Annotated in this window: 12 protein-coding genes; 9 read left to right on the plus strand and 3 right to left on the minus strand. The window is 46.8% G+C overall.

Going from position 1 to position 17,016, the window contains the following annotated elements:
• The first annotated feature begins 197 nt into the window (after window positions 1-197).
• Complete coding sequence (locus ACDQ55_RS19650; RefSeq protein WP_420983267.1) at window positions 198-1,040, plus strand: ThuA domain-containing protein; 843 nt, start codon at window positions 198-200, stop codon at window positions 1,038-1,040.
• A gap of 52 nt (window positions 1,041-1,092) precedes the next feature.
• On the opposite strand, the gene ACDQ55_RS19655 is transcribed toward ACDQ55_RS19650, so the two are convergent.
• Entirely contained in the window at window positions 1,093-3,483 is a 2,391-nt protein-coding gene (locus ACDQ55_RS19655; RefSeq protein WP_420983269.1) for a glycoside hydrolase family 2 protein, read from the minus strand.
• A 483-nt stretch (window positions 3,484-3,966) separates the two neighbouring features.
• Here ACDQ55_RS19655 and ACDQ55_RS19660 point away from each other — a divergent pair, with 483 nt between their 5' ends.
• Window positions 3,967-4,758: a lipopolysaccharide kinase InaA family protein gene (locus ACDQ55_RS19660; protein WP_420983271.1), complete on the plus strand. Its 792-nt coding sequence runs from the start codon at window positions 3,967-3,969 to the stop codon at window positions 4,756-4,758.
• 134 nt (window positions 4,759-4,892) lie between these two features.
• On the opposite strand, the gene ACDQ55_RS19665 is transcribed toward ACDQ55_RS19660, so the two are convergent.
• Window positions 4,893-5,612 (minus strand): 3-keto-disaccharide hydrolase, encoded by a 720-nt coding sequence (locus tag ACDQ55_RS19665; RefSeq protein ID WP_420983272.1) that lies wholly within the window; start codon window positions 5,610-5,612, stop codon window positions 4,893-4,895.
• Between the two features lie 74 nt (window positions 5,613-5,686).
• Between ACDQ55_RS19665 and ACDQ55_RS19670 the strand changes: the two genes are divergently transcribed.
• Window positions 5,687-6,211, plus strand: a complete 525-nt coding sequence (locus ACDQ55_RS19670; protein ID WP_420983274.1) for a class I SAM-dependent methyltransferase — start codon at window positions 5,687-5,689, stop codon at window positions 6,209-6,211.
• Between the two features lie 7 nt (window positions 6,212-6,218).
• On the opposite strand, the gene ACDQ55_RS19675 is transcribed toward ACDQ55_RS19670, so the two are convergent.
• Entirely contained in the window at window positions 6,219-7,064 is an 846-nt protein-coding gene (locus tag ACDQ55_RS19675) for a metallophosphoesterase (RefSeq protein ID WP_420983275.1), read from the minus strand.
• A 175-nt stretch (window positions 7,065-7,239) separates the two neighbouring features.
• Between ACDQ55_RS19675 and ACDQ55_RS19680 the strand changes: the two genes are divergently transcribed.
• The 6 genes from ACDQ55_RS19680 to ACDQ55_RS19705 all read left to right on the plus strand — a co-directional run bounded on the left by ACDQ55_RS19680 (window position 7,240) and on the right by ACDQ55_RS19705 (window position 17,007).
• A complete protein-coding gene (locus ACDQ55_RS19680; RefSeq protein ID WP_420983277.1) occupies window positions 7,240-7,797 on the plus strand; it encodes a phage tail protein in 558 nt (185 codons plus the stop codon).
• A gap of 12 nt (window positions 7,798-7,809) precedes the next feature.
• Window positions 7,810-8,367, plus strand: a complete 558-nt coding sequence (locus ACDQ55_RS19685) for a phage tail protein (RefSeq protein WP_420983279.1) — start codon at window positions 7,810-7,812, stop codon at window positions 8,365-8,367.
• Between the two features lie 103 nt (window positions 8,368-8,470).
• Window positions 8,471-9,025, plus strand: a complete 555-nt coding sequence (locus tag ACDQ55_RS19690) for a phage tail protein (protein ID WP_420983280.1) — start codon at window positions 8,471-8,473, stop codon at window positions 9,023-9,025.
• 17 nt (window positions 9,026-9,042) lie between these two features.
• Window positions 9,043-10,188, plus strand: a complete 1,146-nt coding sequence (locus ACDQ55_RS19695; RefSeq protein ID WP_420983281.1) for an ABC transporter substrate-binding protein — start codon at window positions 9,043-9,045, stop codon at window positions 10,186-10,188.
• A gap of 86 nt (window positions 10,189-10,274) precedes the next feature.
• Window positions 10,275-16,082, plus strand: a complete 5,808-nt coding sequence (locus ACDQ55_RS19700; protein WP_420983283.1) for an MBG domain-containing protein — start codon at window positions 10,275-10,277, stop codon at window positions 16,080-16,082.
• A gap of 10 nt (window positions 16,083-16,092) precedes the next feature.
• Entirely contained in the window at window positions 16,093-17,007 is a 915-nt protein-coding gene (locus tag ACDQ55_RS19705; RefSeq protein WP_420983284.1) for a PorP/SprF family type IX secretion system membrane protein, read from the plus strand.
• Window positions 17,008-17,016 lie beyond the last annotated feature (9 nt).

Genomic DNA, 17,016 nt, shown 5'->3' on the forward strand with positions numbered 1-17,016 from the left:
AATGTTTATATACATTACAAATGTACCCCACTGCTGGTTCTGGCAAGCGATGCATAAGGGCTACTCGCGACATTCCTGTACAAACTATTTAACAAACAGCACTTTCTGCTTCAAAAGCAAGGTCTAAAACGGTCATCAGAAATAAAAAAATTTTAACTCCAAAACTATTATTTTGTTCCGCATACATTCATCATTTTATGAAGTGCTTCTTCCATAAAAGCATCCTGTTACTATGCCTGATGCTTACAGGCAATTACATAGCCTGGTGCCGGCAGGAAAAGCCCAGGTTCCACGTCATTGCTTTTTATACCGGCAAAAACGACCAAGCGCATATCAGCTTTGTTTACGAGGCTAACAAATGGTTTCCTGCTATGGCAGCAAAATACCATTTCACCTACGATACTACCAGCAACTGGGCAAACCTTAACTCCAGCTTCCTGTCGAAATACCAGGTAGTGCTCTTCTTGGATACACGGCCAGATGATCCGGCCCAACGTGCAGCTTTCCAGCAATATATGGAGCATGGAGGCGCCTGGATAGGTTTTCACTTTTCTGCCTTTGCGCTTACTCCTTCTGCCTTTCCACAAAACTGGGATTGGTACCATAATACCTTCCTGGGCGCCGGATCTTATGTCAGTAATACCTGGCCGCCTACTTCCGCCGTTGTGCGTGTAGAAAACCGCCAGCATCCGGCTACCCGGAACCTGCCAGATACGTTCTCCACTGCTCCCAACGAGTGGTACCGGTGGAGCAATGACCTACGTCAGAACCCAGACATCAGTATCCTGCTTTCTATAGATCCGGTGAGCTTTCCGCTTGGTACCGGCCCTAAAGCGCACGAGATATGGCATAACGGCTACTATCCTGTGGTATGGAGCAACAAAAGATACAGAATGCTATACATAAATATGGGACATAACGATATTGACTATGAACATCATAGCCACCGGGAACTGTCTTCTACATTTGCCAATGAAACACAAAACAAATTGATCCTGAATGCGCTGCAGTGGCTGGGCACAGGATCTAACATTCCATAAAAGCGCCTATACGAAAGTAGCCATTTTTCGTATAGGCATTAAAGTATATAGGCTAATTCATAAATGCTTCCAGTTTTCTCTTTTCATCCACTTTTACAAATTGGCCATATTTATCCAGGTATTCTTTTGCCACGGGTACAAAAGCAGTTTTATCCTGCTTATTTAAGAAATAGATGGTCTTAGCACGCAGTAATATTTCTTCTCCGGCGGCGCCATAAGGCTTTACTGCATCTGAAATAACAGACCAATTGGGGCTACCCATATCCGGTACCGATGGAGCGATCAGATCATGATAAATGAGGTTCATCATTTTAATGGCGGCTTGCCGGTCGCCCATCACTTTATCGATGGCCTGGCTATTGTTGCGGATAATCGCATAACCAGTATCGTTCACGCTGCCGGTTACCTGCATAATATATTGGAAATCCTCTTCTGTATAAGGTTGTTTTAAGGCGGCAATATAATCATTGCCTATTTTAGCGGCGCCCTCTTTATCCCCGGCTTGTGAAGCCAGGATAGCGAGTTTACGTAAGAAGCCTGTCTCCCGGTTACCATCTATATATTCCTGAAACCCTGCGCTGTAAGTAGCGGAAGGATCGGTAAGGTCTGCGTCTTTCGCTGTAATATCCGGCATGGCACCCATATCGGGGTTTAAAGGGGCATGTATTTTCCGGATCTCAGTAAAAGGAATCTTTACTACTTCACGGTCGTAGGTAAGCAATCCGTTTTGTTCTCCTTCCACATCGAAGGGCTGTGTGTAGATACTGGCGGATAGGCCTTGCTGTTGTAACAATTGCAGGTGTTGGTTCATGATCGCATACTTGGCTTTAAGGGCAGCCGGCTTTTCCAGAATATACCCCCAAGCACTATTAATATTCCATTGATGATCAGGAATAAAAACACCTATACCGCCAAACTCGCCCAGTACCTGCGCTTTACCAGGAATGCGGATCGCGTTCATGGGGTTGGGGTAACTGTGTACATCAGTAAGATCGGCACCGATATATGCGTTGGGGCTGGGACTGCGCAATCTTTCGTTCACATAGAGGTATTCGCCGGAGTGACCGTTTACCAAGCGGGAAGGATCGGTACCTTTTATCCATTCCGTAAGACGTTGCTGGTCAAACTGCCCCCATTTTTCGTTGAACAACACCCAGGTAGTAATAGCAGGATGATCACGCAACTGTTCCAGTGTTTCGCGGCATTGCTGCTCAAAGGCGGCTTTAGCGCCTTCAGGCAGTTGGTAGTTAGGACTTACCATATCCTGCCAAACGAGGATGCCCAGCTTATCTGCCCAATAGTACCATCTTTCCGGTTCTACTTTAATATGCTTACGGATGGTATTAAAGCCCATTGCTTTAATCACTTTAATATCAAAGGCCAACGCTTCATCAGTAGGTGCCGTATATAACCCGTCTGGCCAGAAGCCTTGGTCGAGTGTGCCCAGGTTAAAATAAGGTTGATTATTCAGCATAATGCGGTCAACACCTTTATCATCTTTTCCAACAGCGATCTTACGCATACCAAAATAGCTCTTCACTTCATCTATTGTTTTACCGCCTTTGCGCAGCCGGATAGCAAGATCATATAAAAAAGGGCTGCCGGGCGACCAAAGCACCGGGTCTTTTACTGGTAGCTGCAGGTATTCGCCGCTCTTCCCTTTTACTGTACCAACAGGAGTGCCGTCTTTCAGTGCAGTGGCTTCCACTGTGTATCCTACCGGCGCATTTACACGGAGCTTAAGCAGGGCGTTATCTATATCCGGCGTCATATCCAGGGAAGCAATATAATCGTGGGAAACCTGTTCCAGCCAAACGGTTTGCCAAATACCGGAGCTGGAAGTATAATAAATATCGGCAGGATTTAGCACCTGTTTACCATGTGGACCTATTCCACGATCAGAGGGGTCGTATACTTTCAGGAGCAGGGTGTTAACACCTGGCTTCACTGCATCGGTAATATCAATGGTAAAAGCCGTATAGCCGCCGGTGTGACTGCCTACTTCTTTTCCGTTCAGGAATACAGTGGTTTGCCAATCGACCGCCCCAAAGTGCAGCAAGGTTCTTTTGCCACTGGCCGGTGTGATCGTCAGTTCACGACGGTACCATAAACGTTGTTGTGGCAACAGGCTTTTCTTTACGCCGGAAAGGGCAGATTCCAGGGGAAAAGGTACGAGGATCTCTCCATCGAAGGAAGCCGGTGCTGCAGCATCTGCTGCTGTAATGGTATAGTCCCAAAGACCGTTAAGATTTTGCCAGCTGGCGCGTTCCAGCTGCGGACGGGGATAAGCAGGTAAAACATTTTCGGGCGTTACTGCTTTAGCCCACCTGGATTGTACCGGCACCGGCTGCATTTGCCAACGCTGTTGTCCACATAAAGAATAGCCGGAGCAACTAAAGAACGCGGCAAGGCACCATAGCAATTTTCCTGGTTGTTGTAACATAACAGACACTGTACTTTACTTTATTGGTTAATTGAGTAATGAGGCTATTAAAAAAGACAGGGTGATCAACAAGCTACTGATTACAAGATCCTCCGGAAAATTCTCCGGGCGTTAAATCAAACATTACTAAAAGATACATAATTATCACAGATTAAATGAATATATCCCGGCAGGTGCACTTCTTTTCTGGCTTCCGTTACACAGATTAAAGCATGATATCTGCCAAAAACAGCTATCAACGCTACCTGGAAGAGATCCTGATGATGATCTCTTGCGTAGATGCTGCCGTTATTTTTATTTAAATTTGTTGATTCCCAAAAAAATTTCCAAATTTGTTTAAACAATAACATTCACCTAATACTCATTAACCTAGACAGGTAACCCGTTTCTGCTAACCGCCTATTACTGTTCCATTAGTTTTGTCCGCTTTCCCACGAGGAAAGGGTTGAAAAATTATTTTTTAAGCCTGGCAACAAATTTAAAATGGATGTTCGTATAGCATTAGCGCCTCAATATGAGTTTTTAAGAGGCTATATTCAAGAAATCCCCATCAGTTTTAATTTGATGGGCAACGTGATCCATGACTCCCGTAACGTGATACGGGTAGATACACAGCATAACATAAAATTGGTCATTAAATCCTACCAGCATATCTACCTGTTCAATAGGTTTTGTTATGCTACACTAAGGCCTTCTAAAGCCAAAAGGGCTTTCATACATGCCAAGCGTCTCATCGACAACGGCTTTATGACACCCGAACCGATCGCCTATATTGAATGTATTGAAGGCTACCAATTGCGGGATAGCTATTTCATTTGCGCTTACACCGACTATCATCAGTTACAGGATATGTTTGGCTTACCGGCTACTGAGCAGCAGCATATATTAAACCGGCTGGCAGGCTTTACTTACCGGTTACACCAGCGGAATATTTACCATAAGGATTATTCTGTGAGCAATATCCTCTATAAAAAGAATGGGGATGAATATGATTTTGAACTGGTAGATAATAACCGGATCAAGTTCAGCCGCGAGTCTTTCGACTACCGTATGAAAAATCTGCGCCGCCTGGATCTCCCTTTATCCCTGCTCTCCTTTTTTTGCTTGCAATATGCAGAGGTAAGCGGAGAAAATGACCTGCTGGCACTTGCCACCCTATTATCCTACCGGAAAAACCGGTTGATTAATGTTTACCGGAAAACCAAAATGAAACAATTGCTCCGGCAGTTACCTGTTTTATCCGGCCCGGCGAAATTAAGGCCCAATGAAATGTAAACAAACCTTAAAAGAGGAGGAGACAAAATAAGTTAAGCGCCCGAGAAGCGCTTAAACACCATCGGTGTATCTAAAAGAAGAGGGTGTATCAAAGTATGATACACCCTCTTCTTTTATGCTTTATAAGCCATTTATTACAACTGGCGGATCTTGATATTTCTCCACTGGCTGGAACCGGGATGCTCCTGCAACGCGATCTTTCCTTTAGCCACTTTAGCAAAATGCTCAAATCCTTTATTCTTAAATTTGCTATTCTCCACCATGTTATTCCATTCCTCACTTCCTATTTGTCCTTCAAAAGTTTTAATGCCATTAAGCCAGAAAGTAAGGTGGCCTTTATCCTGGATAATTTTTACCTGATTCCATTCGCCAACTGGTTTAGGTTTGGAAACAGTAGCATCACCGGCCATATCATACAGGCAACCTGCAAGGTGGTTTTCTTTTTTATTATCGTCGGCATCAATATTGTCCAATACCTGCATTTCAGGACCGGTCAGATAAGTAGCACGATAAGCCGGATCTTCCTGGATATCGAAAATAATACCACTATTGCCGCCTTTGGAGATTTTCCATTCCAGGTTCAATTCGTAGTTCTCATATTCATCGTTGGTAACAATATCACCACCACCGGATTTGGGCTGCGTAGGATCAAATACCAATGCACCATCTTTCACCTGCCATTTAGCGCCTACTGTATCTCTCAGATAGGTATGCCAACCCTTGGTAGTTTTACCATCGAATAATAATTTCCAACCTTCCTTTTTTTCTTTTTTGCTCAGGGTGTTGGGCGCTTGCGCCATAGCTGTGCTGCCAAACAAGGCGGAAGCTACTAAAACGGCGAGAGTTTTCTTCATGCGTACATAATTTGAATGCGTCAAGATAGTAATACTCTGCTATTTTTGCAATGATTAACAAGATATTTGGTAATATGGAGTTACAAGAGGCGATTTCAATGATATCAGGTAAAGACCTGGCTCCGCTCCCCGCGGGGAAATGGGCAGACCTTGGCTGCGGTTCCGGCCTGTTTACTTTTGCCCTGGCCCATCTTCTGCCAGCTGGCAGTACCATTTATGCGCTGGATAAAAGTAACATTATCTTACAAGAGCAACCCAACCCACATCAGGTTACCATCCTTCCCAGGCAAATAGATTTCGTGAAAGCAGATATCCGGCTAAGTGAACTGAATGGGATACTAATGGCCAACTCCCTGCATTACGTAGCCGACAAACCCACATTGATCCATACACTGCAACATAGCATGAAGAAGGATAGCGCTTTTCTGATTGTAGAATACGACACTGCTATTCCCAATCCATGGGTACCTTACCCCGTGAAATTTGAGGCATTAAAACGCTTGTTTACAACACTGGGTTACAGCAAAATAGTAAAGCTGGGCGAGCGGACCTCCCTATATAGATCTGGGCAGTTATATGCGGCATGGATAGAAAGATGATCCTGGGCTATACCTCCATCATACTAGGCAGCACACCGCAGCCTTGTAAATCATCATTAAACAACATCTGGGTTTTCCCGATCATTTGTCCGTTACCACCTGCATGGCTAAGGTATACCTCATGGTTCAAAGCATTGCGGAGCACCATGGTTCCCTGCAGGAATTCATGTTGATGCCCACCAATAATGCTATCAATATGAGAAGAATGGGTAGCGATATGATAATTATTGACATCGGTTCCGCTTTGCTGATAGCCAAGATGGGAAAGACAGATCACTACTTGGCAGCCTTGCTGCTTTTTAAGATTGGCAGCCACTTTGTTCACCGCCTCTACCGGCGACAAGTAAGTAACGCCTGAACTGGCAGGTAATTGAGGACCTACGCCGGTAATACCAATTTTTAACCTGCCTGCATATACGATTTTATAAGGCTGCACCTGTTGGGCTAATGCCTTATCTGAAAAGCGGTAGTTACAGTTAACCAGGGCAAACTGCATGTCTGGGATCAATGCAGACAGGGCCGCTTGCCCGTTTGCCAGCTCACGGTTGCCAATGGTGGCAGCATGATAACCCGCATGGTTCATCGCAGCAATCATTTCCCTATGTGCAGCTACGTTAGTACTGCCATCTGTAAAATCACCTGCATCTACCAATAGGCCCTGTTCGCCAGGTTGCAGGCGGAGTGGCTGCCCATGCAGGTCGTTTGAATGCCGGACAAACAGCTCTCTGTTGTTGCCAGGAATATAAGTAGCATTGTTACTCACGGCAGCCAGCATACGAAATGGCTGTTGCAAAAACAACAATCCTGTTGCCATGGAAGTGTTACGGAGAAAAGCGCGACGTGCTATATGCATAAAGGGAATATGTAAGGTAAGTACAATAAAGGTAAATACTTTCAAATGAATTCTGGCAAACAAAATTTAATTATCTTGATAAAAAATATCCTACATTTACGCAACAATTCTTGTCGAGAAAAGATTATTATTTCATAGGATTTTTTATTGCATAAACACATAAGCTTATTGGCAGATGTCTACCCCCTTTCTTGGAGAGATCGTGATGGTTTCTTTTAATTTCGCACCCAGAGGCTACTCCATGTGTAATGGCGCCTTATTACCAATCAATCAAAACCAGGTGTTATTTTCCCTGCTAGGCACCACCTATGGCGGCAATGGGACGGTAAATTTCGCCCTACCTGATATGCGTGGGCGCGTATTGATGCATCAAAACGGCACGTATCCTATGGGAGCCGTCACCGGTGAGGCTAATCATACACTTACGGTGGCAGAAATGCCTGCTCATACACATCAGATAACGGGTACGCTACAACTACCCACAGGTGGTACAGCAAATGATAACAGCCCTGCAAATGCCTACCCGGCCCCTGGCACTACTGCCAGGTTCAGCGCCAGGGCAGACGATCAGATGGCGCCTGTATCAGGAGCTACACTACCGTCCGATCCTGCAAACGGGCCATTTGTTACTGCACCAAACATGCCAGCAGGTACCCCTTTTAACAACATGATGCCTTACCGGGCTCTCAATTTTATCATAGCACTACAAGGTGTTTTCCCTTCAAGAAATTAACATATTATCACTATGGCCGCAGATGATCCTTTCGTTGGCGAAATTTGCATGTTCGCATTTAATTTTCCTCCTAGAGGATGGAGTGAATGTAATGGGCAGCTACTACCTATTAGTAGCAATACCGCCCTGTTTTCCTTATTAGGCACCACCTATGGCGGCGATGGCAGAGCCTCATTTGCACTGCCCAACCTGGCAGGCCAGGTATTGATAGGCGCCGGTCAGGGACCTGGACTCACCGATTGGTACTTGGGCGCCACCGGGGGTACAGATACCGTTACATTAACATCTGCGCAACTACCAACGCATACGCATACCATCGCTAACCGGCCGTTATCGCTGCCGGCAGGAGATGTTAATAATACCTATAATCCGGTAGGAAGCTTCCTGGGAACAGGAGCGGCTTCAGATGCTTTGTATAACAACACTTCCGGCGCCGGTACCATGGCCCCCATCAATCACTCGCTGGTGGCAGGCACTGTAGGTAATGCTGTACCACTAAACAATATGCAGCCTTCTGTGACCATGATATATGCCATTGCGATGCAGGGCGTATTTCCACCAAGAAGCTAATTCACTATATAGATTATACGCTATTTCTGGATTGGTAACCCACCCGATAGCAGCAGAGATCACTGCCGGGATGGGAATCAATAACTACTAAATATGTTTACGAATGCCTTTTATAGGAGAAATAAGAATATTCGCAGGCAACTTTGCACCGGCGGGATGGATGTTTTGTCAGGGACAAATCCTTTCTATTGCTGAGAATGACACCCTATTTAACCTGATCGGCACCACTTATGGCGGCGATGGCCAAACAACTTTTATGCTACCTGACCTCCGCGGCAGGGTACCGTTACATATAAATCCTTCTTATCCATTAGGGAGTTTCGGTGGGGCGGAATCATTAGCACTCGTTGCCGCAAATTTGCCCGCACACACCCATAACATTACCGGGACTGTGGCTGTTACCACCCTGGGAGAAAACCCCGGCACCCTTTCCCAGGCCGATAACAATTATCCTGCTATTACCAGCGGCCCGCTGATTTATAGTACCAACCAGCATGCCACCAACCGTTTGGGACCACTCAAGGTCGCCTCTTTTGCGCCAGGCACCATGTTACAGGTACAACCTACCGGAAACAATCAACCTAAAAACAATATGCAGCCTTTTACTGCCATTAATTTCATTATTTCCTTATACGGTATATATCCGTCAGCAACGTGATCAAAGATCCAATGTCCATGAAGATAGGCGCACTTTTACCCAGATCTACTTTCCATCCTTTGCTGCACCACGACTTTCTGCAAGGGATACAGGCCTACCTGCAATACCAGCAGATAAAGGCAGATATGCTTACCGGGAATATCGGCTACGGAACAGATGCAGACCTGATAGCAGCTGAAGCGGAAAAAATGTTACTGGAAAATCGTGTAGATCTATTGATCATTTATGCAGACCAGGATACAGTAAAAAAAACTGCCGATCTGGCCAAAGCGTTAAACCGCCTCATTATATTAGTACATAGCGGCGCTAAATATATACACGATTGGGAACCACATCCCGCCGTATTATCACATACGCTTAACCATACCATACAATGCCGGTTAACCGGCTTGTATGCAGGCAAACTGGCCCCCCAGGCAGCAGTTTGTACTTCGTACTATGATGGGGGGTATTCCCACTCCCATACTATGACAGAGGCGTATATAAAACATGGAGGCGCTATCGCCTACAATTATGTAAGCCAATATAAAGTAAAAGACTTTGACACTACCCCACTGCGGCAATTCCTTCAAACAAACAGTGACGTACAAACGTTATTAGCCTTGTTTAATGGCGACCTGGCGCATTGCTTCCTGCAACAACTGCAGGAAAGTGAGGCAGCGCAACACCTGCAGATTTTCGGTAGCCCCATGCTGCTGGATGAAACCCTGACTACCACATATGGCACTTTACAGTTGCCCTTCCGGATCATCGGTTATGTACCGTGGGTGTCTACACTAAACAACCACCAAAATCAATTACTAAAAACACAATTTCAACAATATACAGGCCGTGATGCTAATTTACCCGGTATGCATGGATGGAGCACCGGCATTATGCTCGGGCACATCTACCATACTACAGATACGCATCAATTCCGGGCTAAAGACATACTAACCGCCTTCTATGATGTTACACTCGACAGTCCCCGCGGCCATTTACGCATGGACCCAGATACGCATCATATGATAGCCCCAGCTTACCTGGTACAAACAAATGAGGCGCATGAACCTGAGGTAACCGGGAGCACAGCACTTACGTTACAGATCTGGCAGGAAATTGTGCAGGAGCAATCAAACATGGCGCCGTCGTCTGGCTGGATCAACACTTATCTCTGCGCCTAAACTGGCCGGATCGCTTTCATCAAATTAGTACCCCCTGACAAACAGGGGCATACGTATACATTTACTATACTAAAGACTTCTTTACTATGAAGTTAGCTCTACTCAGAACAGCCATTTCGCTGCTGTTACTTATGTGCATATCAACGGCAGCACGGTCACAGGTACTTCCCGGCGATCTGTTATTTACCGGGATCAATATCTTTGATGATAACGTTAACGGCAATACGCAAAACGATGCGTTCTCCTTTGTAATATTGCATAGTATTCCTCCGAATACCAACATTTACTTTACAGACCTTGGCTGGACAGGTAGCGGCTTCCAGTCGCTTTCCTGCGGTACAGGCAATGGGTCGCAAACAGATGGTATTATCCAATGGTCTTCCGGCGCTAACACGATTCCTGCCGGCCAGCAAATAACCATCTTCTGTAAATATGCGCCCAGCGCTTCCGTAGGTACGGTGACCACTATAGCTAATACTGCGAGCACTGCTTCCACCTCCCCCAAAACTTATCTTAGTTTAGGCCTGGGAGGCGATGAGCTGTTTGCTTTTACCGGTACTGTGGCCTCTCCTACCATTGTAGCAGGCATTAACGTAAACAGGAAAGCCTGGCAAGCTGCACTCGGTAGTTGCGATTTTACTTCTTCCCAGTCGGCAATGCCTGCTACCAGCGCAGTACTCAGCTTTCCTAGCATCTATGCTGTTAATGGCAGATATAATTGCAGCATACTGGCAGGCTCTGTAAGCAACCTGCGTAAACTGCTGACGGATACTACCCAGTGGATCAAAGACTATACACTGGCTGTTCCTCCCCCAATTGCCTTTGACTTGAAAAAAACTCCTCCCTGCAATTTAGTTATTGTAAACCCGAGTAACCAAGGTATTGTATACGTAAATATACACAGCGCCACTCCCGGTGACGGCAGTAGCTGGAGCAGCCCCCTGCTGGAATTGCGCGATGCCCTTATGGCAGCAGCTGATCCCACCAGTGGGATTACCCAAATATGGGTAGCACAAGGCACTTATAAACCCACTGCCTCCACCACAGACCGCAAAGCCTCCTTTGCCATTCCTTCCAACGTAGCTGTTTATGGCGGTTTTGCAGGCAACGAGGCTTCTTTAGATGCACGTAACGCTCCTGCCAACAGAGTAATACTCAGCGGAGACCTGAACGACAACGATAAGCTTACCAACGGCATTGTGCTTACTGCCGAGGATATCGTTGGCAATAACAGTCTCCAGGTAGTAACTACCCTTGGCAATACCGGCGCTCAAATATTATTGGATAATGTAATTATTACCGGTGGAAAGGCTGATAGCGTTTCTGTTACCCAGGGTTACGGCGGAGGCCTGTATAACGCCAGCGGTAAGATCACGGTATCGAATACACAATTTTATGGCAATTATGCTAACTATGGTGGAGGAGCCGTGTTAAATGGCGGACAAATACAACTGATTAACAGCATCTGCTACGGCAATAATGCCTTGCAAGGCGGTGCTATCTACAATAGTCCAACTGCCCAGGTTCAACTCACCAATGTTACTATTAGCAAAAATGGTGCGCTTAACAACTTGGGAGGCGGTATCCAATTACCACTCGGCGGAGGCATCTTCTACAATACCATCATCACTCAAAATATAGGTAATGATGTTACGATTACCAACAATGCCCCCAGCTATAATTACAGCATTATTGGCAGCCAATACTATATAACCACTGCTACTCCGCAATCAACACCGGCAGTACAGTTTGTGGATATCAACACTGGTAATCTGCGGCTCACTTCGAGCAACTTTGCTATTAACCATGGCGATCCGGAAACCAACAAAAGCGGCTATGCTGCACAGGCAGGCCCCCTTGATCTGGCTGGCCAACCGCGCATCAACAATACAATCATTGATCTGGGTGCATATGAGTTCCAGGCACAGGCGCAAGCCCTTACACTCTCTCCACTGCCTACATTAACTTATGGAGATCAAGATATCACCCCAACGGCTACTACTACAGGCGATGGTACGATCACCTTCTCGTCTGGCGATACCGCGGTGGCACAGATTGTAAATGGTAAAATAAAAACAACCGGCGTAGGCACTACCACCATTACCGCAAATGCATCGGCTACCAGTAGCTACCTCCCGGCCGGTCCTGTATCACAGACATTAACGGTTATACCAAAAATACTGACCATCACGGCCAACGATTTAAGCCGCCCGTATGGCACACCTAATCCAGCACCTACTTTCAAGTATACCAGCTTTGCTTATAACGACGATTCTAGTGTGATCATTGGCACTATCACCGCTACTTTCAGCAGCGACATCAACAGCCCTGTAGGTACCTACGATATTACTCCTGTTCTTAGCGGGGCCAGTGCAGCTAATTACACGTTAACAGGCGAAGAAGGCACCCTAACCATTACTCCGGCAGACCAAACCATTACCTTCCCGGCTATTGCTGATAAAACATATGGCGATCTGCCATTCGCCCTGAGCACTACTAGCAACAGCGGGTTACCAGTCACTTACACTGTAGTTAGCGGGCCTGCCAGCATTACCGGCAACACCGTTACCATTACCGGTGCAGGTGCCGTAACCATTGCCGCTAATCAGGCGGGCAACAGCAACTACAATGCAGCACCGGAGGTTACCCAGTCGTTTACTATCGCACCTGCCGTACTCACGGTAACGGCCAACGATAAAACCAAAACATATGGGCAGGCAAACCCGGCATTTGATTATACGATCAGTGGATTTGTATATGAAGAGACCAGCAGCATAGTAAGCGGCGCGCCAGATATCAGTACCGCTGCAGACGAAAACAGCGATGCCGGCGACTATACCATTACCATTACCGCTGGCAGCCTGCAAGCCCCTAACTATACATTCAACCCGGTAAATGGCACCCTGCATATTACGCAAGCCGGCCAAACTATTACCTTTGATGCGGTAACAGATAAAACCTATGGTGATGCGGTAACACTCAATGCCAGCAGCAATGTGGGATTACCTATCACCTTCACCGTTACTGCCGGACCGGCTACTGTAAGCGGTAACCAACTTACGATCACAGGTATAGGTAGTATCACTGTAACGGCTACACAGCCTGGCAATAACGATTACCTGGCCGCTACTCCAGTGAGCCGCACCTTCCAGGTAAACCCAGCCACGCTCACCGTAACAGCGGATGATAAACAGAAAGCATACGGTGAAGCTAATCCACCGCTTACCTATACTATTACCGGATTTGTAAACAATGAAGATAACAGTGTCGTATCAGGCGCAGCAGTGCTCAATACTAACGCGGATGCCAGCAGTACACCGGGTACTTATACCATCACGGTTGCTGTGGGCACTTTAAGTGCGGCAAACTACCTCTTCACTACCGCAGGGGGTTCCTTAACAGTGAACCTCGCCGCACAAACCATTACATTCCCGGTTATCACCGATAAAACATATGGCGATGCAACGTTTACCCTGAGCGCTACCAGCAGCAGCAGTTTACCGGTCACTTATACTGTGATAAGCGGACCTGCTACCATTACTGGCAATACCGTTACCATTACCGGTGCAGGCAGTGTAACCATCGCCGCCGACCAGGCAGGTAACAGTAATTATCAACCGGCAACACAGGTAACCCAGTCCTTTACCGTTGGCAAAGCCGTGCTCCTGGTTACAGCCAATGATAAAACCAAAACGTATAAACAGCCAAATCCAACGCTCGACTATAGCATTACCGGATTTGTAAACGATGAGAACAGCAGTGTGGTAAGCGGTAACGCAAACATCAGCACTATGGCGGATGACAATAGTAGTGTAGGTGATTATACGATCACCGTTACTACCGGCAATCTGCAAGCCGCCAATTACTCATTCGATTTTGTAAATGGTACCCTTCATACTACACAAGCCGGTCAAACCATTACCTTCGATGCGATCACGGATAAAACCTACGGAGATGCACCGGTAACATTGAACGCCAGCAGTGATGCAGGACTACCGGTTACCTTTATAGTTACTTCCGGCCCGGCAACTATCAGCGGCAATATGCTCACCATTACCGGTGTGGGCAGTATCACTGTAACGGCTACACAGCCTGGCGACAACAATTACCTGGCGGCCACGCCAGTGAGCCGTACCTTCCAGGTAAACCCTGCTACGCTCACTGTAACGGCAGATGATAAACAGAAAGCGTATGGTGAAGCCAATCCTCCGCTCACCTATACTATCTCCGGATTTGTAAATGGTGAAGGCAACAGCGTAGTAACAGGCGCGCCGGTACTTAATACCAACGCAGATGCCAGCAGTATCGCCGGCTCCTACCCGATTACCGTGGCCATTGGCTCTTTAACGGCGGTTAATTATACCTTTAGCCTGGTAAATGGTACATTAACCATCAATGCGGCTTCACAAACCATTACATTCCCGGCTATCACTGATAAAACATATGGCGATGCACCGTTTACCCTGAGCGCTACCAGCAGCAGCGGTTTACCAATCACTTATACCGTAATAAGCGGACCTGCTACCATCAATGGCAACACTGTTACGATTACCGGTGCAGGTGCCGTAACCATTGCCGCCGACCAGGCAGGTAATGATAACCACCAGCCGGCAGTTCAGGTAACGCAAACATTTAACATAGGAAAAGCAACCCTGAACATTATAGCCAGGAATGATACACGCAGCTATACCGGCACCCCTTATACTGGTGGCAACGGGGTAGACTATATCTCTTTTGTGAATGGTGACGACGCTACCAAGCTGAGTGGCACGCTCACTTACAGCGGCACCGCACAGGGAGCTATCAACACAGGCACCTATACGATAACGCCTGGAGGCCTTACCAGCAACGATTACAACCTGGTATTCACAGACGGACAATTGACCATCACACCTGCATCCCAGCAGATCACCTTCAATGCGCCGGGTGATAAAAACCAAGGCGATCCGGATTTCACACTGGTGGCTACAGCCAGCTCCGGATTACCAGTAACGTTTACCAGCGATAATCCACAGGTGATCAGCATCACTGGCAGCACAGCCCATGTAGGTATAGCAGGGGTTGCCCATATTACCGCTTCGCAGGCTGGCGACAACAACTATACAGCGGCGCAACCGGTAGTACAAACCATTACTGTTACGGCCTATCCGCCTCCAGTAATCAGTAGCCAGGGCAACACTATTTTCTGTGAAGGCAATAGCGTTACCTTACAATCTACCGAAGCACCTGCCTACGCATGGTACCGCAATAATGTCCAGATACCGGGCGCCAACAGCAGATCACTTGTTGTTACTGAAAGTGGCAGCTATACCGTGAATGCCATTTACCCTAATAGTTACACTACCATGTCTGATGCAGTGGAGGTAACTGTAAATCCGCTGCCAACCGGCAGTTTACAGGTGGTGGGCAATACTACCCTCAGTAAAGGGGAAAGCGTAAGCCTGATTGCTTCCGGTGGAGACACCTATATGTGGGAACCAGCAGCCGGGCTCAGTAGCACCAACATTTCCGATCCGCTGGCCCGTCCTTCTGTTACCACTACTTACCAGGTAACCATCGCCAACCATGCAGGTTGCAGCGTTACCGAATCGGTTACTATTACGGTAAAAGAAGACTATAAACTGGAAGCTACCAATATCCTTACTCCTAATGGCGACGGTAAGAACGACCTATGGGTAGTAAAGAACATAGACATGTATCCGCAGAATGAAGTAAAAATATTTGACCGCGCCGGCCGTATAGTATACTACCAGCGTAGTTACAACAATACCTGGAATGGTATGGTAAATGGTCAGCCGCTAGCAGAAGGCACCTACTACTACGTCATAGACCTGGGCGCGAACAAACCACAATTCAAAGGATTCATTACTATCATCCATGACAAATACAAATAAGCAAACGATCATGAAAGCATTTGTAAAATATATACTACTGCTGGGAGCTTTCGCTCTCAGCAGCCACCAGGCAGGTGCGCAGAGCGCTGGCAATCCCGCGATGCTGAATGAACCGCTGGCAGCACAATACTTTTTGGATCAATACATGGCCAATGCAGCAATGGCTGGGATAGACACGGGATTGCACGTGTATCTCGCCTGGCAACGCCAGTGGACCAACTTACCCGGTTCTCCGGAAGCCAAAGCCCTCACTGCAGATTATAAGCTCTTTGAACGGGTAGGCATAGGCATGAATATCTACAACGATAAAGCCGGACTGCTCAATAATACCAAGGTGGCTTTCACTTATGCTTACCACCTTCCCCTGAGCCAGAGCGGCAATAGTGTACTCCACTTCGGTATATCCGCGGCCTTTATTAACCGCCGGCTCGATACCAAAGAAGTAGATGGCGATATCACCGATCCTTCTATTTACGCATTTAACAGAAGGGATAACTATTTTGAAGCGGATTACGGTATGGCCTATACGTATAAAGGACTCACTGTACAGGGAGCTATACCCAATCTGGTAAGCTTCATCAGAAATTCCGGCGACTTAGGCATAGACCGGCCACAGTACTTTGCAGCCGCTGGCTACAAATTTGAAACAGGGGAGCAACTCACCTCCATTGAGCCCAAAGTTACCCTCCGCGGAATAAAAGGATATAGCGATATCGTAGATGCCGGCGCCAATTTTGTATTTTTCCGGAACCTGCTGAACGTTTTTGGCCTGTATCATACCTCCAAAAGCTTTAGCGCAGGCGCAGGCATCAACTACAGATCTATCGCTGGCTTTCAGTTTACCTACAGCTCACAAACAGGAGGACTGAGCAATTATACCAACGGAACATTTGAATTGAATTTAGTGGTGCACCTGTTTCAATAAAAACAAGTG

Origin of the sequence: Chitinophaga sp. 30R24 (assembly GCF_049056765.1) — a bacterium.
In the GTDB taxonomy this organism is placed as follows: domain Bacteria; phylum Bacteroidota; class Bacteroidia; order Chitinophagales; family Chitinophagaceae; genus Chitinophaga.